This is a genomic window from Bacillus thuringiensis (assembly GCF_001455345.1).
In the GTDB taxonomy this organism is placed as follows: domain Bacteria; phylum Bacillota; class Bacilli; order Bacillales; family Bacillaceae_G; genus Bacillus_A; species Bacillus_A thuringiensis_N.
Genome location: NZ_CP013274.1, coordinates 1,714,817 through 1,736,965, shown reverse-complemented (window position 1 = coordinate 1,736,965; position 22,149 = coordinate 1,714,817). Strand labels below are relative to the sequence as shown.

The window sequence follows — 22,149 nt, the reverse complement described above, 5'->3', positions numbered from 1 at the left end:
TCCCTACCTTGCCAGTCATGATAGCCCCAAAAACATTTTCTATTCAAATAGAGAATCTAGCTCCTCTTGCGAAATTCCTATAACATCAAAATCAGATGGAGTAAATTCCTTTGAATCCATCTTTACACATTTATTCAAAATCATTTCCAATATACCTACATACTTATCAATAAAGTTTTGAATTGTTGCATCTTCAAACTTATTCCTGCTGTAAGTAAAATTTATCTTTAACTTTTTATTGACTACCATAACATCTACATCTATTAGTGATGTTAATAAATTTTCTTTATTATTCTCCAGACCCAGTTTAACACTTGATAAACTTAATGTTTCTTCATCTAAAACGCTATCAAAGTCACCCAGATAATTAAATCTTATAGAATTATCCCCATCATCTGGTAACCCCTCGTTTAAATATTTTAAAATACTATAATTAAAACCTTTATTAGGTATGTTTCTAAGTTGCTCTTTTATTGACTTGATATTATTATCTATATTTTCAGAATCCAAAAAGAAGTAAGCAGGATACATACTTGTAAACCACCCGACGGTTCTAGATACATCAATATATTCATCTATAGTTTCTCTTCCATGTCTTTCAAGTTCAATTATAATATCATTTTTATTAGTTAGATCTTTAATTGCTATTACTAATGCAATTGTTAAAGTTTCATTTAACTCCAAATTATAAATTTCTTTTACCCTTTGTATTAAATCTTTTAACCTACCCTCGTCTAATTCCCCACTCAAAACATTAGTGGTCATTATACTAGCTTCGCCTTTATTAAAATCTATCGGATACTTAAATTCTTTACCTGAAATTGAGTGCCAATAAGCTTTTTCTTCATCAAATCCTTTGTTACTATACTCTTTTAAAGCCTCTCCCCAAGCTTTATAAGAGTGTGTTTTCATGGGTAGCTTTATTTCTTTTTTGTTATTCAATTGTTTTAGTGCCGTCAGAAAATCTTCCAATATTATTCTCCATGAAATCCCATCAACTATTAAATGATGTGCCATGAATAACAAACTTTGCTTACCTTCCCCTAAGTTAAATATAACTAATTTAAATAAAATACTATTCTCTAAATTAAAACCATTTTTAATTTCATTTTTAGTTTTATCTATTACATTTAATTGATCTCTGTAACTATATCCGGCTAGCTCAATGCACTCCACAGCCTCTTCTTCTAAATGTGAATTATTGTAAAATAAACCACCGTTTGAAATATCATAATTAATTCTTAAAGAATCATGGTGACGAATGATTTCTTTTATCGATTTTTTAATATGATTTATATCCATACTACGCTTAAATTCTAATTGTATATATTGATTATACACGTTCTCTTTGAAGAACTTCTTATTAAAAAACCATTCTATGATCGGCGTATTATTAATTGTGCCTTCCATTATACCGTTGTCTATATCTCTATTACTTTTCACTAACTGAGCTGTAGCAGCAATTTCACCAATAGATTCGTAAGTTAGAATATCTTTTACTCTAATATCTAATCCTAAATTTTTTAATTTTGAAGAAATCTGTATAGCTTTTATGGAGTCTCCTCCAATTTCGTAAAAATTATCATTTATTCCTACTTTGTTTACACCTAATATATCAATCCATGCTTTCACCAAGGCCTCTTCTATTTCATTTCTCGGTGGTTTATATTCATTGAAAACCTCAACTAAATTTGGCTCTGGAAGTTCTGCTCTATCAAGCTTTCCATTAAGGGTTAAAGGTATCCTTTTAAGATTTATAAAATAAGATGGAATCATATATTCTGGTAAAATCCCCTTGAGATACGCTCTTAAGTTCAATTCTTTAACTTCTTTTTCACTTACCACATAAGCACATAGGTATTTATTCCCACACCCATCTTCCTTATCTATGACAACAACATCCTTAATCTCTCTATTTCTTAACAACTGACTTTCTATTTCTCCCAGTTCTATTCTAAATCCCCTTATCTTTACTTGATGGTCTATCCTTCCCAAATACTCCATATTTCCATCTGGTAACCACCTTGCAAGGTCTCCAGTTCGATATATCCTTTCATCTGGTATGTATGGATTTGATACAAATTTTTCATCTGTAAGCTCTTCTTTGTTTAAATATCCTCTTCCAACTCCATCTCCACCAACATATAGTTCTCCCGCTAAACCAATTGGAAGTAGCTCCATATTCTTTCCTAAAACATATAGTTTTGTGTTCTGTGCGGGGATACCAATTGGAACAGAAATACCCTTATCTTCTTTTGCATTATATTTATAAATCATACATCCTACCGTTGCCTCTGTCGGTCCATACTCATTGTATATATCTATCTCATTATTAAATAACCGATATATCTTTTTTGCCTGTTCTACTTTTAGTTCTTCGCCACCAACTATTAATTTCTTTATTTTCGAATTTGACAAATCACTATTTTCAAAAATTTTCAAATGTGTAGGCGTTAATTTTATGATATCAACTTTATTTTCCGTTATTATCTTTTGCATTAATAATGATTTATCCTCACCCTCATATACGATAATCTTATTTCCCGTAATGAGTGGTGTATAAAGAGAAGTTACTGTTAAATCAAACGCTATTGATGAATATAATGGAAAATCAGAATTACCGTTCACATAGCTTTTTTTTGCCCAATTAATATAATTAACAACACCTTTTTGTTTAACCATAACTCCCTTTGGAGCTCCTGTCGTCCCAGAAGTATAGATAACATATGCTAATTGCTCTGGTTGAAAACAAATCTTTAAATTACTCTTTTCTTCACTATATAATGACTGATTTTTCAAACTCATTACTTTACCATTGTACGTAATATCTTTTTCCAATTCATTTTCCACTAAAAGTATAGACGCTTTACTGTCATCTAACATGTAGCTTATTCTATCATTCGGATACTCCGGATCTATAGGTAAATACGCTCCTCCCGCCTTTAGTATTCCTAAAATTCCTATAATCATTTCTAAGGACCTATTTACCATAATTCCTATAATATCATTCTCTCTTATTCCCTTTTTTTGTAATACCCTAGCTAAACTATTCGATTTTTCATTCAACTCCCTATATGTCAACTTTTCATTATTACATATTACCGCTATATTTTCCGGAGACTTTTCTACTTGTTCTTCAAATAATTCTTGTATTGTCTTATTTTTTGGATAATCCGTATTTGTATTATTAAATTTATACAAGATTAGTTTCTTTTCTTCTTCTGATACTAATTCTATTTCATTAATCTCAAGATGTTCATGTTTTAAAATTTTTTTGATCATATTCAGCATACATTTATACATTATATTAATTTCTTCATCTGTATATTCAATAGTTTTATAATCGAAATTCAATTCTATATTTTCATCTTCTAATTCTTTGATTATAAGTTGTAATGAGTAACTTTGATTTCCGCAATAATACTCTTCAATCTCTACTTCCATTCCATTAATATCATTGATAAATTTAGAGTTATAATAGTTTACAGACATTTTAAACAAACTATCATATCCACCTTTACTTAACTCTAAATCTTTTACTAGCAGGTCATAAGGATATTTTTGATTTAGGAAACAATGCTTTAATTCCCTATTAACACCTTTTATTAAATCTCCTATATTCATTTCAGATTCTATTTTGAATCTAAAAGGCAATGTACTTGTAAACATACCTACTGTATTCTTTTGATTCTTACTATTCCTATTAAATACAGGTGTACCTATTACAATATCACTTTCACTTTTATTTTTCTTTATATACATCAGTAGCATTGCTATAAAGAAAGTATTCAAAGAACATTTTTTATCCTTAATAAATTTTTGTATTTCCTTTGACAAATCACTATTGATATGAAAACGTACTCTTTTACCATCTAAACTATCAGATGAATTATATAAAAATTCTTCTGACATGTCCTTCATTCTATCATTCCAAAAGTTTTTATTCTTCAAGAACCTATTCGAATTCAAATATTCTTGCTCTTCTGTTATATATTCTAAGTACGAAGGACATTCATTCAAAGAAATCTTATCATTATTTATTAATCCACTATATATTTCACTTATCTGATTTACTACAAGCGTCATCCCCCACCCATCACATATGCTATGATGAATCTTAATTAAATAGCCATATTCTTTTTCACTCATCCTATATATAGCGAAATAGTACAGTTTATTATCTAAATCGAAATTCCTCCCAAAAATACTCTTCATCCATTTTTCATGCTGCTCTTTTGGCTCCTCGTAATTACTAAAATCTAAAAAATCTATAGTTTCATAATTAAATTTTTCTATATACTGAAGTGGTTCACCCTCTATCTCCTTGAACCTCAACCTTAGAGCATCATTTCTTTTTATTAAAGTATTAATAGTTTTTTCTAAACATTTAATATCTATTTTTCCATTTATCTTTACACAACCACCTATATTATGTAGCTGGGAACTTCCATTAATTTTATCCGCATACCATATCCGTCTTTGTGGATGTGTTAATTGATGATATTTTTCTTTATGTATACTCAATTCTATCCCTCTAATCTATTTTGCATATTTAATATTTAAAATTTCAAGCATTTAACGTATAATACTAAAATCAAAAATTCAATGTTCTCAAAAAATCATTTTATTCCTTAACCAACTTCACATATTTATAAGAATTTCAAGATATATCTTGGAATTAAGTAATACACCTCCCTTCTTATTAATCAAATTCCCATCTTATGCAGTCTTAATTAAATATTCTGCAACATAGTGCAATGTAAATACTTTCTTCTCAAACAAAGTATTTAACACAATTTAAGACTTCAAATTAAAAGTTATCAATCTTTCACAATCCATGTAATATTTTACCATAAAAACTAAATAATTATCAATATTTAGAATATATTAATTTTCTTTCTTTTTCGAATATAAAAACAAAGAAAATTAATATGTTTTTCATCACAAAATACAACAGTAAATCCTTTACATCCCTATAAGAGTTTCATGTAGCTTATATTTCCCCTCAATTTGAATATAACAAAAAACAGATTATTTTAAATACAAACCAAATTAAAACACTCAGGATTTTAAAATATAAAAAATGAAGTGAACTGAACTGACCCACGAATTTGGTACTATGCTACCTGTTTCTTGTATTCTATAGAAGACAGGTAGTTTAACTTTTCTTGAATACGTTCCGTATTATAATACTCAATGTAATTGTGAATGAGTTGTTTGAGAGTAGAAGTTGAATGTATTTGTTTTTCTTGGGAATAAAACAATTCAGATTTCAATGAGGAATGAAAAGATTCTATTACGGCATTATCATGACAATTTCCTTTACAGGACATACTTGTGGTAATGCCATTTTTTTTAGATAACGTTTGGAAAGCGTAGGAGGTATACACGGCCCCTTGATCACTATGTAGTATAATTTGAGTCTTTTGTTGCAGTTTTATCGCCTTCTCAACTGTTCTTAAGACGAGTGTTACGTCTTGTCTGTTACTTATTTCATATGCAATGATTTCATTGTTATATAAATCCATAATACTTGATAAATACAACACCTCTGTACCAAATGGCAAATATGTAATGTCTGTAACCCATTTTTCATTTGGCTTGTTAGCTTGAAAGTTTCTATTTAAGAGATTCTCTACAACAATTCTACTTTCTCCATTGATCCAGGTTCTTCTCTTTCTTTTAACCCTACATTGTAAATTTTTCTTTTGCATTATTTTTTGTACAGTTTTTCGATTTAGGTGATAATTATATTTTCGTTTCAATAAAGCAGTAACTTTTCGATGTCCATATCGAAAGTGATTTGTCATACAAATTGTCAAAATAGCCTGTTCTAATTTTGCTTCCTTTACATCTTTCACTTTATTTTTCCATCGATAATAAGTAGAACGAGGTATACCAATTAATATACATATCTCTTTAATGGAGTACTCATCTTTCATTAACTCCACTACTTCTACAACTACTTCTTTAACCAACTCCTCTCGATTTCTTGGTACTTTTTTAAAATATCTAGTTGCATTTTTAATTTCTGATTCTCTATCTGAAGCTTCTCGATTTCAGTTATACCTTCTTCACTAGCCTTTTATAGCGTACTTTGTTTTCCTACAGGGCGACTAAAACGATACGTTTCACCTTCACGATGCCACTTCATCCAAGTTTTAATCTGTGCTTTATTTTTAATCCCTAATTGTTCCATAATTTCTTTATTTGTGTATCCTTGTTTTTTCAGCTCGATTGCTTTCCATTTAATTTCTTCTGAATAAGATTTTCTCGTTCCCATAAAAGAAACACCTCCGTATATTCGTATTTAAATTAAATACGGTATAAGAGGTGTTTTTTCCTTGTCTTATTTCATTGGGTCACTTCACTTAGTATGCGAATTCAGGAGGTGTTTTTTTCATGTACCACTATTCGGGTTCACTTCAAAATACTAGAGGTTTTTTCTTTACTTCTTCAATCGTTCAATAAAATCGTTCAATTTATCAAGTGATTTCATATTCTGATTACAAGCTACACCATCTTTGCAAATGTAGTTTCCCTTTTTCACAAAAGTTCCCGGTACATCACCTTTAATTTCAACTAAAAACATCCCAACTTCTTCATGTCCATGACATAATGAACAAATGCTCTTTTTATTTAAACTTTGAAACGTTCCTTGCAGACCAACAAACTTATTTTTATCATTTTTTGCTATAATAAATTTCCTGCTTGACCCTTTATCAATCCAGCTTAAATAAGATAATTCTTTCATATCTATTTCTTCCATATCAGGCAGTTTTAACTTTTTCGCTTTAGGAAATAGTTTTTTTAATGTTTGCGCTGTAACTTCCTGAAACGGAATGACATACGGATTTATTTTCATTAAAAACGATTCTGCATCTTCTCTATTTTGAACTGTTAATACTGTATCAATTAACTCTTTCTGCTCATCCGTTAAATTCTCAAATACATGTATTATCTTTTCAATCGCAAGCGATTTTAACGCTTGAATTACACCTCTATCATTTGCCGTTGCGTGCCCATTTGCTAAAATATAAGCTTGTGATTTTATAAAATTATATTGATCACTTCTAATAAAAGCTTCCATCTTTATCACTCCATACAAATTGTTGATCTAGTTTTATTGTATACAAAGATTCAGCTTTTTGATATGTAAAAGATAACTTAGAAACGAATATTACATACTTCGATTATGTTCTAGCGCTTCATTTCCTGACAAAAGAAACCATCGTCTGTTTTCCATTCTGCATATAACACGTCTTCAAATTTAGTAATCCCTTTTTGCTTTATTTGTTTATAAAGCCACCCTTCATCAAAGCCAGCTTCTCTCAAATTATCTTTCACTACTTTCCCATCACTAATTAATGAAATCGGTAAGTATACAGGCTTATGTTTTAAACTTAAATCATTTATAGTGGGTGATTCGTATTTACTTTTCTTTAGAACGCTTATGTTCCCATTAGGTTCCAAAATCATATATTCAACTTCTCTGATTGAAAATATGTCTTTTTGTTGCCTAAGCATTTGTTGTAGTTGATTAATATCCAAATGATTTGAACTTAATTGTTCCCGATCAATATATCCATTACGGATAATGATTGAAGGGGAGCCTTCAAAAAAACTTCTCGTCCCTCTAAATCTTTGTGTTATCACTTCTATTGAATAGATTAACACTACCCATACAAGTACTGCATATAAAATAGACCATACTTTTATTTCCGGATCATATATAGTATTTCCGACTAATTCTCCGAGAACAATGGCAGAAATAAAATCAAAGGGCGTTAACTGAGATATTTGTGTCTTCCCTAATATTTTAGTAGCAATCAATAGAACAAAGAAACCAATTAAAAGCTCTATCGTTATTTGTCCAATATGATTCATATCTATTCACCTTTCTGCTTTTCACTCAAATACTATGTATTTTATTTAGTAAAAAAACGGCACATTTTTGCTATTATCTTGTCCATTCATTCACAATATATCCGATACATACAAAGCAAAAAGAGTCTAGTTCAAAATAATATTTGAACTAGACTCTTTTATCTTCATTTAGAATACACTATCTTTTTAATCGTTTCTCCGGACAGAAAATACTCCTCTGCAAGTTGATGAACAGAAATCCCACTTTTAAACGCTTCTTTAATCGCTTTATTTCTTTCATCTAATTGTTTTCTTCCTCCAGATCGTGCACCCCATTTATAATGCTTTGTTTCTTGTTTTGGAATGTAAATTGTTTCACCTTGTATATACTTTTGAATTTCAGCAATTAAACTCTCTGGTAAAACCGTCGCTGCTTTAACGTATTTCATTTCTGCTCGCCCCTTATTTTTTATGGTTCATTTCAATAAGGTGCAAAGCCAAATATAAAAAATGATACGAGCTCATTTTGGCGATAAATTGTATATTACTTGTCTACCTCACGCAAAGTATCGCCATTTCCATACTTGGCTTTGCATGAGACGTTGCAGTGTCTGGCAATTGAATTATAATCGCCATATAAACACCTCCTAATATACCTTTTGTATTTTATTATATGATAAATTCCTTCCCCTTGCATCCACATCCTTTTTAAAGCATGCAATTACTTAGTTTGATATAATACTTTTTAGTCCAATCCAAAAATATAGTGAGGTTGCGTTATGAAAAAGAAAATAATCATTACAATCGTTACATTATTCATTATTACTGTAGCATTATTCGGAACATACAAATTGATGAATGCAAGAGGCTTTCAATTATTTGGAGATTTAACAAATCGCGTAGAAACAAATGAAAAGGTGATTGCTTTAACTTTTGATGATGGTCCTACGAACAATGTAAAACAAATATTACCGCTACTAGATACATACAATGCAAAAGCTACTTTCTTTTTAATCGGAAATGAATTAGAGAAAAACCTACCGTTAGGAGAAGCTATCGTACAATCTGGACACCAAATTGGAAACCATACATATTCTCATAACAGAATGGTTTTTAAAACACCTTCTTTTATTAAAGAAGAAATAGAAAAAACGAATGCATTAATCCGCCAAACAGGATTTACAGGCGCAATTGATTTTAGACCACCTAACGGGAAAAAGCTAATTGGTCTGCCCTATTATTTAAATAAAAACAATATCGAAACAATCACATGGGACCTTGAACCTGATACTTTTTATAAATCTGCTGCTGATAAAATTGAATATATTAATAAAAATGTAAAACCAGGTTCTATCATTTTACTGCACTCTATGTATGATGAGTCTAATGAAAGTTTACAAACCATTGAAGGTATTTTAGACTCTTTATCTAAGAAGGGCTATCAGTTCGTAACAGTAAACGAACTACAAAAAAGAGCAAAATAAAAAGGTAGCGTATCATAAAACGATACGCTACCTTTTTATTTTTAAATAATGCCAAGTACATTTAAGAATACGATAATAATTGCAATTGGTGCGATAAAGCGAAGTAAGAATAACCATAACACGAACAGTTTATAGCCTTTATTTTTACTTACACCAAGCTCTTTCATTAATACATCTTTCTTCATTTTTAAAGGAACAAAGATGGAAACTAATAAAACACCAAGTGGCATTAGTACGTTACTAACTGCATAATCCGCTAAATCAAAGACTGTCTTTCCGAAAATCTTCAGATCACTTAATATACCAAATGATAATGCTGATGGCACTCCAACAACGAAGATTAATAACCCTACGATTAAAGCCATTTTTTCACGTTTCCCTTTACCTTTTGCAGTTAAAGATGCAACGCTAATTTCTAACATCGAAATCGCTGATGTAATAGTCGCAAAGAAGAAGAGTAATAAGAAAACGATGAAGAATAATTTTCCGAATGCCATTTTACTGAAAATAGCTGGCAATACGATAAATAATAGCCCCGGTCCTTGAGATGGTTCCATCCCAAATGCGAATACAACTGGGAAAATTGCTAGCCCTGCAAGTAATGTAATTACTAATGTTAAAGCTACAATAGAAAATGCTGAACGCGGTAAACTTTCCTCTTTCGGTAAGTATGAGCTATACGTTACCATAACGGCTACACCGACAGATAGCGAGAAGAATGATTGTCCCATTGCATATAAAATAATTTCTGATGTTACATGTGAGAAATCAGGTTGTAAGAAGAAACGAACTCCTTCTCCAGCACCGTCTAATGTAAGTGCACGAACGATTAATACAAAGAATAAAACGAATAGTGCTGGCATGAAATATTTATTTACTTTTTCAACACCATTTTGTACACCTTTACTTACGATAAAAATAGTAATAAGAATGAATAATAGCTGTGATCCAACTGCTAAATACGGATTGGAAATGATTTCACCAAATGTAGCTTCGTATGCTCCATTTCCCTCCCATAGTCTACCTGTAATTGCATTCCATAAATATAATATAATCCAGCCTCCTACAACACTGTAGAAAGAAAGTAATATGAAACATGTTACAATCCCTAATTTCCCCAACCATGGCCATAGTGTTTTTGGTGCGATTTCTCTATACGCATCAACAGCCTCTTTTTGTGTACTTCTTCCGATAACGAATTCAGCTAATAATAGCGGTAAACCAATTAATAATGTGAAACCGATGAAAATAAGGAAGAATGCGCCGCCCCCTCCAATTCCGGCCATATAAGGGAACTTCCAAATCGCCCCTAGACCAATTGCTGAACCTGCTGCAGCTAATACGAAACCTAATTTCGATGTCCATTGCTGTGAATTCATTTATTAATCTCCTCTCTGTCTCTTTTTCTGTTTTACAATCTGGTATTTATATTGTTCTATCAATACTCTTTTCTAATACACTCACGTCCTCCCTAATAATAAAAAACGCCCCTACGCAAATACGTAGGGACGACAAAAATATCGCGGTACCACCCTAGTTATGAAGATACAACAAAGTTAGGACCTAAATAAAAAACGTCCCTACGCAAATACGTAGGGACGATAAAATATCGCGGTACCACCCTAGTTATGAAGCCACAACAAAGTAAGACCTAAATAAAAAACGTCCCTACGTAAATACGTAGGGACGATAAATATCGCGGTACCACCCTAGCTATGAAACAATCTTCATCACTTTATTTGATAACGGTATAAACTACCGTCTTTCATTTCCTCACAATGTAAGATTTATGAAAGATGCTCCAGGACGAACTTCATGAATAATCTATATACTGATTCACACCAACCACCAGCTCTCTGAAATAGGGAGATATTCACTACTATACCCTTTCATTGCCCAAATATTATTTTCCGAATTGATTACTATCATTTTTATCACACATTAAAAATAGTGTCAACTTATATTTTGAATTTTTATGTATTACTTTCTTTTTAGAATTCGAAATATGACTTTTAAATGAATAGTATTAGAACATTTATGGTTTATACTGTATTAACTTCTCGAACAGGTTTATAGTAGTATACGGTGAATGCAAGACAGCACGAGTAGGAGGAAAGAATTTTGTCTACTTCAAAAGTTTTAAAAGGTACTGCTTTATTAAGCGGCGCGACAATGATTTCACGTATTTTAGGTTTTATATACTTCTTCCCTTTTCAATTATTAGTCGGGACGCAAGGGGTCGCTTTATATGGATATGCATACTCTTGGTACGGTATTTTATTAAGCTTCTCAACAGCCGGTATTCCTATTGCCGTTTCTAAATTTGTTGCAAAGCATAATGCGCTTGGTGATTATAGTACAAGCAAAAAATTATACAACTCTAGCGTAAAATTAATGTTGTTTATGGGCTTTTTAGGGTTTTTAACTTTATTTATTGGAGCACCATACATATCACAATTTATTATTCGCTCGAAAACACCGGATCCGCAATTTATCGCTGATGTAACACTTACGATGCGAGCATTAAGTTTCGCACTTATTATTGTACCAGCTATGAGTGTTACACGTGGTTATTTCCAAGGATTTCAACATATGAAACCAAGTGCTGTTTCTCAAGTCGTAGAACAAATTGCACGCGTAGTTTTCATTTTAGTTGGTAGTTTTATCGTCTCAAAACTATTAGGAGGTTCAGTCGCCTCTTCTGTTGCATTTGCTACGTTTGGCGCTGTTATTGGAGCACTTGCCAGCGTTTCAATTTTAATGATGTACTGGAAAAAATATAATAGATTAAAGCCTCCCGAAGGAGAATTAAAATCAAGAGCATCGAATATACCATTAAAAAATATTTATATAGAATTACTTCGATATGCAATCCCAATTGTATTTGTTGGCATTGCAATTCCGCTCTATACGTTAGTAGATCAATATACTGTAGCTGATGTCCTTAGAGCTATGGGAGAGCCGTTAGAAACAGCGAATGCAGTGTTCGCTTATATAACGAACTATGCCCAAAAGTTAATTATGATTCCAGCTTCACTTGCAACTGGATTCTCCTTAACGATTATTCCGGCTATAACGAAATCTTATACGAGCGGGAAACTAGAAGAGTTACAAGAACAAATTTCAAAGATATTTCAAGTATTGTTATTCTTCACTATCCCAGCTGCATTCGGTCTTGCTAGCATCGCTTACGATGCATTCCGTATGGTTTATGTAAATCCTGAAATCGCACTTGGTGGATCACAATATTTAATTTCATTTGCACCTTCTGCAATATTAAGTGCTATTTTCACAGTTTCAGCAGCAATTTTACAAGGAATTGATTATCAAAGAAAAACGATGATTGCATTCTCAGCTGGGATTCTCGTTAAAGTTTTAGTAAACACACCGCTCTTACATTTATTCGGCGGACACGGTGCTGTACTTGGAACCATCCTTGGATACCTCGTTTCAAATATTATTATGTTGTACTGCATCGTTAAATTTGCGAAATTCAAAATTGGTGAAACAGCAAAAACAGTATTTCTTATTACAATTTACTCAGCAGCAATGTCTGCTGTTGTGATGGCATTAAAAGCAATTTTAACATGGTTAATTCCTGGACAATCATATATCGAATCACTTCTCGTTGTCGTTATATGTGGCGCTGCAGGAGGACTTGTTTACCTTTTATTCGTATTAACAAGTGGACTTGCTTCACATATTCTCGGTAATAAGATTCAACGATTGCCCGTACTAGGTAAATTAGTCAAATAAAAAAAGAAGAGATGTAACTCATTGTTACATCTCTTCTCTTTTACTTCGCGTATTGAATACGTTTTTGTTGTTCAGCAATATGTAATTCTGGAGCATATTGTTCTACTAACTGTAACACCTCTTCGATTAACACTTCTAACTCCTGTACACTATACTCCGGTTTCCCTATTAATGTATTCCCCATACGCTCATATAAGTTTTCAGGCTTAATACTCATTCGCTCCACATTATTCAGCATCCATTTAAATGCCGGGTGATGTACATACATTCGGTTTAGACCAAATAAGACCCCAAATATATTTCTTTGTACTTCACAAATAACATCATATAGCATAAGCCAGTCTTTTCGTTTTAAAAGTGCCTCTCGATTATGCCAGCGATTGCTTAACCAAAGATTTTCTGAAATCATCTGTTCCGCAAGTTTTTCTGGATATGATACCACTCTATCTTTTAATTCATTCACTTTCTCTTCTCCATACAAACTAACACCGTCATGAATGGATGATACGATACATTGTTTTTCATAACTTATATCATATTGATCCACCACATCCGAAATAACTTTCTCTACTGTTTCTATTAGAAAGTTACTAATCTCTAATTTAATTCCTTCTTTCGTCAAATATGTTTCCGACCATTCTTCGTCCTCGTAAGGATGATATGACAAAATCGTTCCACCAATATGGCTAATAGGGCCTTTACGATCTTCATCCTCTAGTGGTGCTGACCATAAAATATGTAACTCAATATCTGAATGTTCATCTTCTAGTTTTCTAGCTACTGAACCCGCTAAAATAACAGCCTCCACTTTCGGATTCTCCCTATAAATCTCCGACATTTCTATTGCTTTCTCTTTTAATCCCACTTCATTTCCCCCTAAAATTGCAGTACATCATTACTTTTTCATTTATCTATTTCGATATTACCTTTTCAAATTCCTACTAGATCATATTTCTACCCAATAACGTTGAACAATTTCGCCTGTATGAGAAGAAACCACTTCATCTTCTAACACACCGCCAACCTTTTGAATCGTTTTAGCCGAAGCGATATTAACTTTATCGCAAGTTATTAACACTCTCTGCACCCCTAACTTTTGCACTTCACCTAATGCTAGTTTCAATTGTTTTATCGCATAACCTTGGCGACGTTTATTCGGATGAACACTATATCCAATATGACCACTTTCCCGTAATAAATCTTCGTTTAATCGATGTCTAATATTCACAAAACCTATAAGTTCCCCTTTTTCAAAACTTAAAAATTGACTGGATGGTACTCGATTAGCCAATAAATTTTCTCCTCGTTCTTGCTTTCTCACTTTTTCAAACCATTCATCAAGTGTATCAAAATTTTGTAAAGAACTGCTTCCATGTGGTTGTTCATCCGTACGTAAAAATGCCTCTCGATATTCTATAATTTGTTCACTATATTCATGTGTTGGTTTTAATAGTTTCACTTTGTTTCTCCTCTCTTAATAACCTACAACAAACCCCTTAATAGCTCTATTTTACCATTAAGGGGTTTCTATCATTTTCATTCAAATAATCCCATACTCAAATAACGCTCACCTGTATCAGGTGCAATACATAAAACTTTTTTACCAGCGCCTAATCGTTTCGCTATCATAATCGCTGCGTAAACAGAAGCTCCAGAAGATGGTCCAACTAATAACCCCTCTTGTCTTGCTAAGTTTCTCATTGTCGTTAAAGCCTCTTCGTCCGCAATTTGAATAATTTCGTTATACACTTCTGTATTTAAGTTTTTCGGGATAAACCCTGGACTTGTTCCTACTAGTTTATGAGGACCTGGAACACCGCCTGATAAAACGGGAGATCCTTTCGGTTCTACTACTGCAATATATAAGTTTGGCAGTTTCTCTTTTAACGTTTCCCCAGTCCCTGTAATAGTTCCACCTGTTCCCGCTGTCGCTACAAAAGCATCAAGCTCGCCATCCATTTGATCATAAATTTCAAGTGCAGTCGTATAACGATGAATATTCGGGTTTGCTGGATTTTCAAATTGTTGCGGAATAAAACTATTCGGTATTTGCTTTTGCAGTTCTAACGCCTTCGCAATTGCTCCTGGCATTCTTTGTTCTGCTGGTGTTAAAACTACTTCTGCTCCGTATGCTTTCAATAAATTTATACGCTCTTTTGACATATTGTCTGGCATAATTAAAACCGCTTTATATCCTTTTGCGGCTGCATTCATCGCTAAGCCTATTCCTGTATTTCCGCTTGTCGGTTCAATAATTGTATCTCCTGGTTTGATAAGACCATTCTCTTCTGCAACTTGAAGTAAATTATAGGCAGCACGGTCTTTCACACTGCGTGATGGATTAAACATTTCTAGTTTTACATACACATCTGCTGCATCTTCTGGAATAAATTTAGATAATCGGACGACAGGTGTATCTCCTATTAATTCTGTTACGTTTTCACATAATTTCATAGTGCATCCCCTATTCTATCGTTTTCTTATCACTTGGTAATAACCATGAAGTAAGTCCAATTAATGGTAGACAACTACATAGTAGCATAATGAATTGTAGACTATATATGTCCGCCAATTTCCCAAGGACTACAGATCCTAAAGCTCCGAGTCCAAACGCAAGCCCTACAATTAATCCAGATACCATTCCTACTTTTCCCGGAACAAGCTCTTGTGCATAAACAACAATTACACTAAAACTACTTGAACTAATAAAACCGATACATAAAAATAACGGTACGACCCACACGAGCGAAACATGTGGTAATAGCAAGGCAAGTGGCGCTGAACCTAGCATTGAAAATACAATAATTGTTTTCTTTCCAAATCGATCTGCTAGTGGACCACCGAAGAAAGTTCCTAATACACCAGCAATCATAAATGCGAATACGAAATACTGGGCATTTTTTATAGATAAACCGTAATGTTCAATTAAGTAAAATTGATAAAAATTCCCGATACCTGCACCGTACCAAGATCGTACAAAAGTAAGAAAAACAAGAAGTAAAATAACAAATTTAATATGTGTGCTGACAATCGCATTTTCCGCCTCAAGCGCAGCCCTCTTTTTTCTTCTCACAGCACCAGTCGCTAATTCATTCCTATACCAATTTGATACGAAAATTAATAGCACTATTCCTACCGCTGCAAAGGCTGTAAAACCTAAAGAACCAATTTGACCGAGTGGAACGAAAATTAATGCTGTAAAAATAGGAGCTAGAGAATTCCCTGTATTTCCTCCCACTTGATAAATTGCTTGCGCTAAACCTCGCTTTGCACCAGCTGCCATATAAGCAACTCGAGCACCTTCTGGATGAAAGACTGCGGAACCTAATCCGATAAATAAAACAGAAATAATAACAATAATAAAATTCGGTGCAAACGCGAGTCCAATCATCCCAAGCATACTCGAAAACATTCCGAGCGGTAATAAAAATGGTGACGGTTTCTTATCCGAATACATACCAAAAACCGGCTGCATAATCGATGATGTCATATTTAACGCAAACGCAATCCACCCTACTTGCATATAGGATAAATTCATCGTTTTTTCCAAAATAGGAAACAACGCGGGCACAACTGCTTGCATCGAATCATTTAGAAAATGACCGAAACTAATCGCAAATAATATTCGATATATTGTCGGTGTTTCTACTGTATTTTTTTGCGAAACTGCCTGCATATGTGAATCTCTCCTTTCTGTACAAAATATATATTTATTACAGTAGGTGTAATAAATTCTGACTTTTGAAACATTTCTATTCTATACTGGTTTCATTTCTTTTTCCAGAAATATCACTTTTTAAATAATATATTTTCTCTATATGTTTTATCGGATTTATTTATAGAAATTTTCTATATTTTCTTTTATACTAAGGCAGAGATGAAGGAAGGGATGACAACTATGAAGAAAAAAACAAAAGGAATCGTTGCACTCTCAATCACATTATCTATGTTTTTAACAGCATGTGGTCAAAAACAAGAGGCAACAACTACTGGGGAAAAGAAAAAGGAATCTTCAAAACAAGTATTAAATATTGTAGAAGCTGGGGAAATTTCTACACTTGATTCGTCTATCGCAACCGATGGGTTTTCTTACGCTGCATTAAACAACGTAATGGAAGGATTATATATGCCTGGTCCTGACAATAAACCTGTTCCTGCAGCAGCTGAATCATACAAACTGAGCGAAGACGGAAAAACATATACGTTTACATTGCACGATTCAAAATGGTCAAATGGTGATCCAGTGACTGCCCATGATTTTGAATATGCATGGAAACGTGCCGTAAATCCAGAAACTGCTTCTGAATACGCACATATTATGTTCGATATTAAAAACGCTGAAAAAATAAATAAAAAAGAATTACCAATTGACTCATTTGGTGTAAAAGCAATTGACGATAAAACGTTAGAAGTACAGTTAGAACACCCTGTCCCATACTTTTTAGGTTTAATGGGATTTGCAACATTTTATCCTCAAAACCAAAAGGTTGTAGACGCACAAGGGAAAAATTACGGACTTGAAGCTGCAAATGTAGTTTATAACGGACCTTTCCAATTAAGTGAATGGAAACATGATACAAGTTATAAAATGACAAAAAACCCGAACTACTGGGATAATAAAAATGTGAAATTAAATGAAATTAATGTAAATATCGTAAAAGATACTTCAACAGCTGTTAATTTATTTGAAAGTAAACAAGTAGACCGAATTACGATTAATTCAGAGTTTGTTGATAAATATCAAAAAAATCCGGGCTTAAAGAAGATGGAACGTCCTTCTGTGACGTTTTTCCGATTTAGTCAAAAGAACCCTTTGTTAGCAAACAAAAATGCTCGTAAAGCTATTTCGCTTGCTTTTGATAAACAAGGAATCGCAACAACGATTTTAAACAATGGTTCTATACCTGCGAATGCATTCGTTCCAAAAGGATTCGTAAAAGGACCTGACAATAAAGATTTTCGCAGTACGAGTCATGTAAAAGTAGAAACAAATGTGAAAGAAGCTAAAACACTATGGGAAACTGCGAAAAAAGAAACAAACTTACAAAACGCTTCTCTTTCAATCATAACAACAGATGAGTCTAACGATAAAAAAATTAGTGAGTTTTTAAAAGGTGAACTGGAGAAAAACTTACCTGGATTAAAAATCACATTACAACCCCTTCCAGTAAAAGCATTTTTAGATCGTGAAGGAAATGGTGACTATGACATCTCACTTTCTACATGGGGACCGGATTATCCTGATCCTACAACATTTTTAAATATGTTTGTCACTGACGGACCGTTTAATAAAATGAGTTATTCAAACAAACAATACGACGAATTAATTGAGAAAACGAGCTCTACTTTAGCAACTGATTTACCAGCACGTTGGAAAGCGTTCCAAGATGCAGAGAAAATCTTACTCGAAGATGATGCAGCTATCGCTCCAATCTTCCAATCAGGACTTGTATATTTAGAACGACCAACAGTAAAAGGTGTTGTTATTCGTCCATTTGCAGGAATTTATTCTTATAAATGGGCTTCTATTACAGAATAAGAAAAAGGCGATCCTAACATATATTAGGATCGCCTTTTTTATTAAATCGCAAAACGCTTATACTTTTCGTAATCACTCGTCTTACATTCTACTTCTAGTTTCGTACCTTCGTTTTCATAACTCGTAGATAAAACGTGCGCATGAGTATTGAAATAAGAAACTACCTGTCCTTGATCATACGGAATTAACATTTCGCACTTCGTATACTCTTTATAGATGTGTGAGCGAATCATTTCGACAAGCTCTTCTATTCCAATATGTTTCTTCGCCGATAAATAAACGCGTTCTTCTTGTACTTTCGGAATTTCAACATCTACCATATCTGATTTGTTATAAGCATAAATGGTTGGAATATTTTCTACTCCAATTTTCTTTAACGTTTCATTTGTAATATCAATTAACTGTTCATAATTTGGATTAGCGTAATCTACAACATGAATAAGTAGGTCCGCTTCCGCTACTTCTTCTAGTGTGGAACGGAACGCTTTTACAAGGTGATGCGGTAATTTACTTACAAATCCAACTGTATCTGTTAATAAAAATGATTTGTTATCTGGCAAATCAATATTTCGCACAGATGTTTCTAACGTCGCGAATAACATATCTTTTTCAAATACTTGTTTTTCTTCTGTGCCATTATAAATTTCAAGCATCGCATTCATCGTCGTTGATTTTCCTGCGTTCGTATAACCTACTAAAGCTACAACAGGAACTTCATTTTTCTTACGCTGCTTTCGCTGCGTTTGACGCTGGGCAACAAGTGCTTCTAGGTCTTTATTTAAAACTGAAATCTGTTCTTCAATTTTACGACGATCTAACTCTAATTTCTTCTCACCGACACCTTTATTTTTCGTACCAACTCCGCCGCTCTGTCTTCCTAATGATTCACGAAGCCCGATTAAACGAGGCATCATATACTGAAGATGCGCTACCTCTACTTGCAACTGCGCTTCTTTCGTTTTCGCACGTTGCGCAAAAATATCTAAAATTAATATGGTACGGTCAATTACTTTACAATCTAAATCCGCTTCTAAATTTCGAATTTGTGAAGGAGACAATTCGTCATTAAAAATGACCATATTCGCATCTACTTCATTTACGTAGGCTGCTACTTCTTCAATCTTTCCTTTTCCAATATAATGTGATGGATTTACTCGTTGTAAATTTTGCGTCACTTGCCCAATTACCTCTACATCACAAGCTTCTGCAAGATTTGTTAACTCTTCCATCGAATACGCAAAGTCATCTTCATTACCTAAATTTACTCCAACTAAAACTGCTCTTTGTAATAATTCTTCCATATATTTATTCCTCCATTTCGATTACGTAAAATAAAAAACACAGGTTACTGCCTGTGTTTTCGTAAACGGATAAGGGTTCACCAAAGAAATAGAAGAAAGTTATACTTTCGTCCTATCTCATAGTCAAAAAGTCCCAAGATCATATACGCACCCACAATAAGTGTTCACCTATACGATCCCATTCTATTTATAAAGGCAAAACAAAAAGAGGGCGTATTCGTCCCTCCCTCTTTTTCACATATAAGCTTAATAAAGGGTTCCTTTAAAATAGGCAGACCAATCTCGTTCACTCTGCACACAGACAGAGCCTTTGAGCGCTATTCAATTATTGGCACAAAGTATTGAGACGTAATCTGATTAAGATCAAAGGAAGCCCCTCCGTTCATTTTAAATTACATAAAGTGTAGCATAAGTAATTCGCTTTCACAAGATTAAACCACCTATAGAAACAGAAAGAAAATCTTTATATATTTACTTTAATCGTCATTTTTTGCGCGTTCTTCTCACGATAAAAATCACAAGAGCTACTATCAGTAACAGACCTATGGAAATGATAGCAACTTGCCACCTACTGAAACCGCTCACCATCTCCCCTTTTAAATCCACTTCCTTCGTCGGAACAGACTCTTTTGCAATTTGACTTAAAGCCACTTTGTCCGCCCCTGCCTCATCTAATCTCTTCGTTCCACTACAACTATGTGTGTGTAATTGTTTTTCCGGTCCTCTTTGAGAAGAAAATACTAAGTACTCTCCTCCCTCTACAAAGTGAAACACACAATCACCACCATCTGTATATACGATGATTTGCGTAAAATTTGTCCCTTTCCAAATTTTCTTCACTTCAAATAATACTTCAATTCCACCCCCTTCTTTCCTTCCAACCTCAATTACTTTTCCCTCAAACACTACATCATTTTTTTGAAGTGCCTCTTCTGCTGTTACGTTAATACAATCACAAGCATGAGATTTCTCTGGAAAAATAATAAGAATAAAGCTACAAATAATGACAACAGGCAACATGCGTAAAATTCTTTTCAAGAAGCTCAACTCACTTCATTATCAATTTTAGAAACTTCTCGTATATTAACTCGCTAAATTCCTTCATAGTAAGCTAAGTCGTTCAATACACTAAAAATCTATATTGACATTTTTATAACCTGATATTAGTATCAGGTTATAAAACAAAGTTAGGAGCTGTTCCTATGAATTCTAAATCTCGTATTACTGCAATTGGCACCTATGTTCCAAATCAAATATTATCTAATAACGATTTAGAGAAAACGATTGATACGAATGATGAATGGATTGTACAAAGAACAGGAATGAAGGAAAGAAGAATCGCTAGCGAAGAAGAATATTCCTCAAATTTAGCCATTAAAGCAATTGAAAATTTATGTACAACATATAAGAAAAACTTAGAAGATGTCGACTGTATCATTGTCGCTACTACTACTGCTGATTACGTTTTCCCTAGTGTTGCTTGCCAAATACAACAATACTTCAACATACCTCATACAATGGCATTTGATTTAAATGCCACTTGCGCTGGTTTCACATATGGTCTGCACGTTGGGAATAGCTTGATTACTTCTGGATCACATAAAAAAGTACTTGTCGTAGCAACAGAGACATTATCTAAAGTTACTGATTACAGCGATAGAACGACCTGTATTTTATTCGGTGATGGTGCTGGCGCTATTTTATTAGAAAGAGATGAAAACAAACCAAGCTTTATCGCGTATCATACGGGCACAAATGGGCACGGTGGCATTCATCTATACCGAACAAACTTATCTACTACTATGAATGGTACACCACTGCAAACAAATGAAAAAATCGTGCAAAATGGGAGAGAAGTTTATAAATGGGCAACACGTACGGTGCCAGCAGGTATAAAAGAACTATTACATACCGCAAATATGCAAAAAGATGATATAGACTGGCTCATTCCTCATAGCGCTAACTTACGCATGATTGAATCTATTTGTGAAAAATCTCAAATTCCAATACAAAAAACATTAACGAGCGTGGAATATATGGGGAATACATCTTCTGTCTCTATTCCACTCGCTCTAGATTTAGCTAGAAAAGAAGGGAAATTAAATAACGGAAACACACTTTTACTGTACGGATTTGGTGGTGGTCTTACACATTTAGGTCTTATTGTGGAGTGGGATTTAAGTTAAATGCATGAAAAAGAGGT

15 protein-coding genes, 1 pseudogene and 1 other annotated feature are annotated in these 22,149 nt (G+C 33.3%); of the genes and pseudogenes, 4 read left to right on the top strand and 12 right to left on the bottom strand.

What is annotated here, in order from left to right; genetic code table 11:
* Positions 1-39: 39 nt before the first annotated feature.
* The 5 genes and pseudogenes from ATN06_RS09250 to ATN06_RS09225 form a co-directional block, all read right to left on the bottom strand.
* Complete coding sequence (locus tag ATN06_RS09250) at positions 40-4,524, bottom strand: non-ribosomal peptide synthetase (protein WP_060630381.1); 4,485 nt, start codon at positions 4,522-4,524, stop codon at positions 40-42.
* Positions 4,525-5,117: 593 nt separating this feature from the next.
* Positions 5,118-6,283: pseudogene (locus ATN06_RS09245) on the bottom strand (IS3 family transposase).
* 165 nt (positions 6,284-6,448) lie between these two features.
* Positions 6,449-7,090, bottom strand: coding sequence for a FusB/FusC family EF-G-binding protein (locus tag ATN06_RS09235; protein WP_060630379.1), 642 nt, complete (start codon positions 7,088-7,090; stop codon positions 6,449-6,451).
* A 110-nt stretch (positions 7,091-7,200) separates the two neighbouring features.
* Positions 7,201-7,887, bottom strand: a complete 687-nt coding sequence (locus ATN06_RS09230; RefSeq protein WP_060630378.1) for a DUF421 domain-containing protein — start codon at positions 7,885-7,887, stop codon at positions 7,201-7,203.
* A gap of 164 nt (positions 7,888-8,051) precedes the next feature.
* Positions 8,052-8,315 carry a CD3324 family protein gene (locus ATN06_RS09225; protein WP_060630377.1) on the bottom strand — a complete coding sequence of 88 codons (264 nt, stop codon included), beginning with the start codon at positions 8,313-8,315 and terminating at the stop codon, positions 8,052-8,054.
* Between the two features lie 330 nt (positions 8,316-8,645).
* Here ATN06_RS09225 and ATN06_RS09220 point away from each other — a divergent pair, with 330 nt between their 5' ends.
* Positions 8,646-9,350, top strand: coding sequence for a polysaccharide deacetylase family protein (locus ATN06_RS09220; protein WP_060630376.1), 705 nt, complete (start codon positions 8,646-8,648; stop codon positions 9,348-9,350).
* A 41-nt stretch (positions 9,351-9,391) separates the two neighbouring features.
* On the opposite strand, the gene ATN06_RS09215 is transcribed toward ATN06_RS09220, so the two are convergent.
* Positions 9,392-10,729 carry a sodium-dependent transporter gene (locus ATN06_RS09215; RefSeq protein ID WP_060630375.1) on the bottom strand — a complete coding sequence of 446 codons (1,338 nt, stop codon included), beginning with the start codon at positions 10,727-10,729 and terminating at the stop codon, positions 9,392-9,394.
* A gap of 300 nt (positions 10,730-11,029) precedes the next feature.
* Positions 11,030-11,252: a binding site (T-box leader), on the bottom strand.
* A gap of 219 nt (positions 11,253-11,471) precedes the next feature.
* On the opposite strand from ATN06_RS09215, the gene ATN06_RS09210 reads away from it, so the two are divergent.
* Positions 11,472-13,106: a putative polysaccharide biosynthesis protein gene (locus ATN06_RS09210; RefSeq protein WP_060630374.1), complete on the top strand. Its 1,635-nt coding sequence runs from the start codon at positions 11,472-11,474 to the stop codon at positions 13,104-13,106.
* Positions 13,107-13,146: 40 nt separating this feature from the next.
* On the opposite strand, the gene ATN06_RS09205 is transcribed toward ATN06_RS09210, so the two are convergent.
* The 4 genes from ATN06_RS09205 to ATN06_RS09190 form a co-directional block, all read right to left on the bottom strand.
* Complete coding sequence (locus tag ATN06_RS09205) at positions 13,147-13,971, bottom strand: DUF4037 domain-containing protein (protein WP_060630373.1); 825 nt, start codon at positions 13,969-13,971, stop codon at positions 13,147-13,149.
* 81 nt (positions 13,972-14,052) lie between these two features.
* Positions 14,053-14,565, bottom strand: coding sequence for a GNAT family N-acetyltransferase (locus ATN06_RS09200; protein ID WP_060630372.1), 513 nt, complete (start codon positions 14,563-14,565; stop codon positions 14,053-14,055).
* Between the two features lie 77 nt (positions 14,566-14,642).
* On the bottom strand, positions 14,643-15,560 hold the full coding sequence (gene cysK / locus ATN06_RS09195; protein WP_060630371.1) for a cysteine synthase A: 918 nt from the start codon (positions 15,558-15,560) through the stop codon (positions 14,643-14,645).
* A 10-nt stretch (positions 15,561-15,570) separates the two neighbouring features.
* Positions 15,571-16,782 (bottom strand): MFS transporter, encoded by a 1,212-nt coding sequence (locus ATN06_RS09190; RefSeq protein WP_001149422.1) that lies wholly within the window; start codon positions 16,780-16,782, stop codon positions 15,571-15,573.
* Positions 16,783-17,004: 222 nt separating this feature from the next.
* Here ATN06_RS09190 and ATN06_RS09185 point away from each other — a divergent pair, with 222 nt between their 5' ends.
* The gene (locus ATN06_RS09185) at positions 17,005-18,645 is read left to right on the top strand and encodes a peptide ABC transporter substrate-binding protein (protein WP_060630370.1); all 1,641 of its coding nucleotides are present in this window, start codon (positions 17,005-17,007) and stop codon (positions 18,643-18,645) included.
* Between the two features lie 41 nt (positions 18,646-18,686).
* Here the strand turns inward: ATN06_RS09185 and hflX are convergent, their stop codons facing one another.
* Together hflX and ATN06_RS09175 are read right to left on the bottom strand one after the other, a co-directional pair.
* A complete protein-coding gene (gene hflX / locus ATN06_RS09180) occupies positions 18,687-19,946 on the bottom strand; it encodes a GTPase HflX (protein ID WP_060630369.1) in 1,260 nt (419 codons plus the stop codon).
* A gap of 483 nt (positions 19,947-20,429) precedes the next feature.
* On the bottom strand, positions 20,430-20,984 hold the full coding sequence (locus tag ATN06_RS09175) for a hypothetical protein (protein WP_060630368.1): 555 nt from the start codon (positions 20,982-20,984) through the stop codon (positions 20,430-20,432).
* A 164-nt stretch (positions 20,985-21,148) separates the two neighbouring features.
* On the opposite strand from ATN06_RS09175, the gene ATN06_RS09170 reads away from it, so the two are divergent.
* A complete protein-coding gene (locus tag ATN06_RS09170; protein ID WP_060630367.1) occupies positions 21,149-22,132 on the top strand; it encodes a ketoacyl-ACP synthase III in 984 nt (327 codons plus the stop codon).
* Positions 22,133-22,149: the final 17 nt, after the last annotated feature.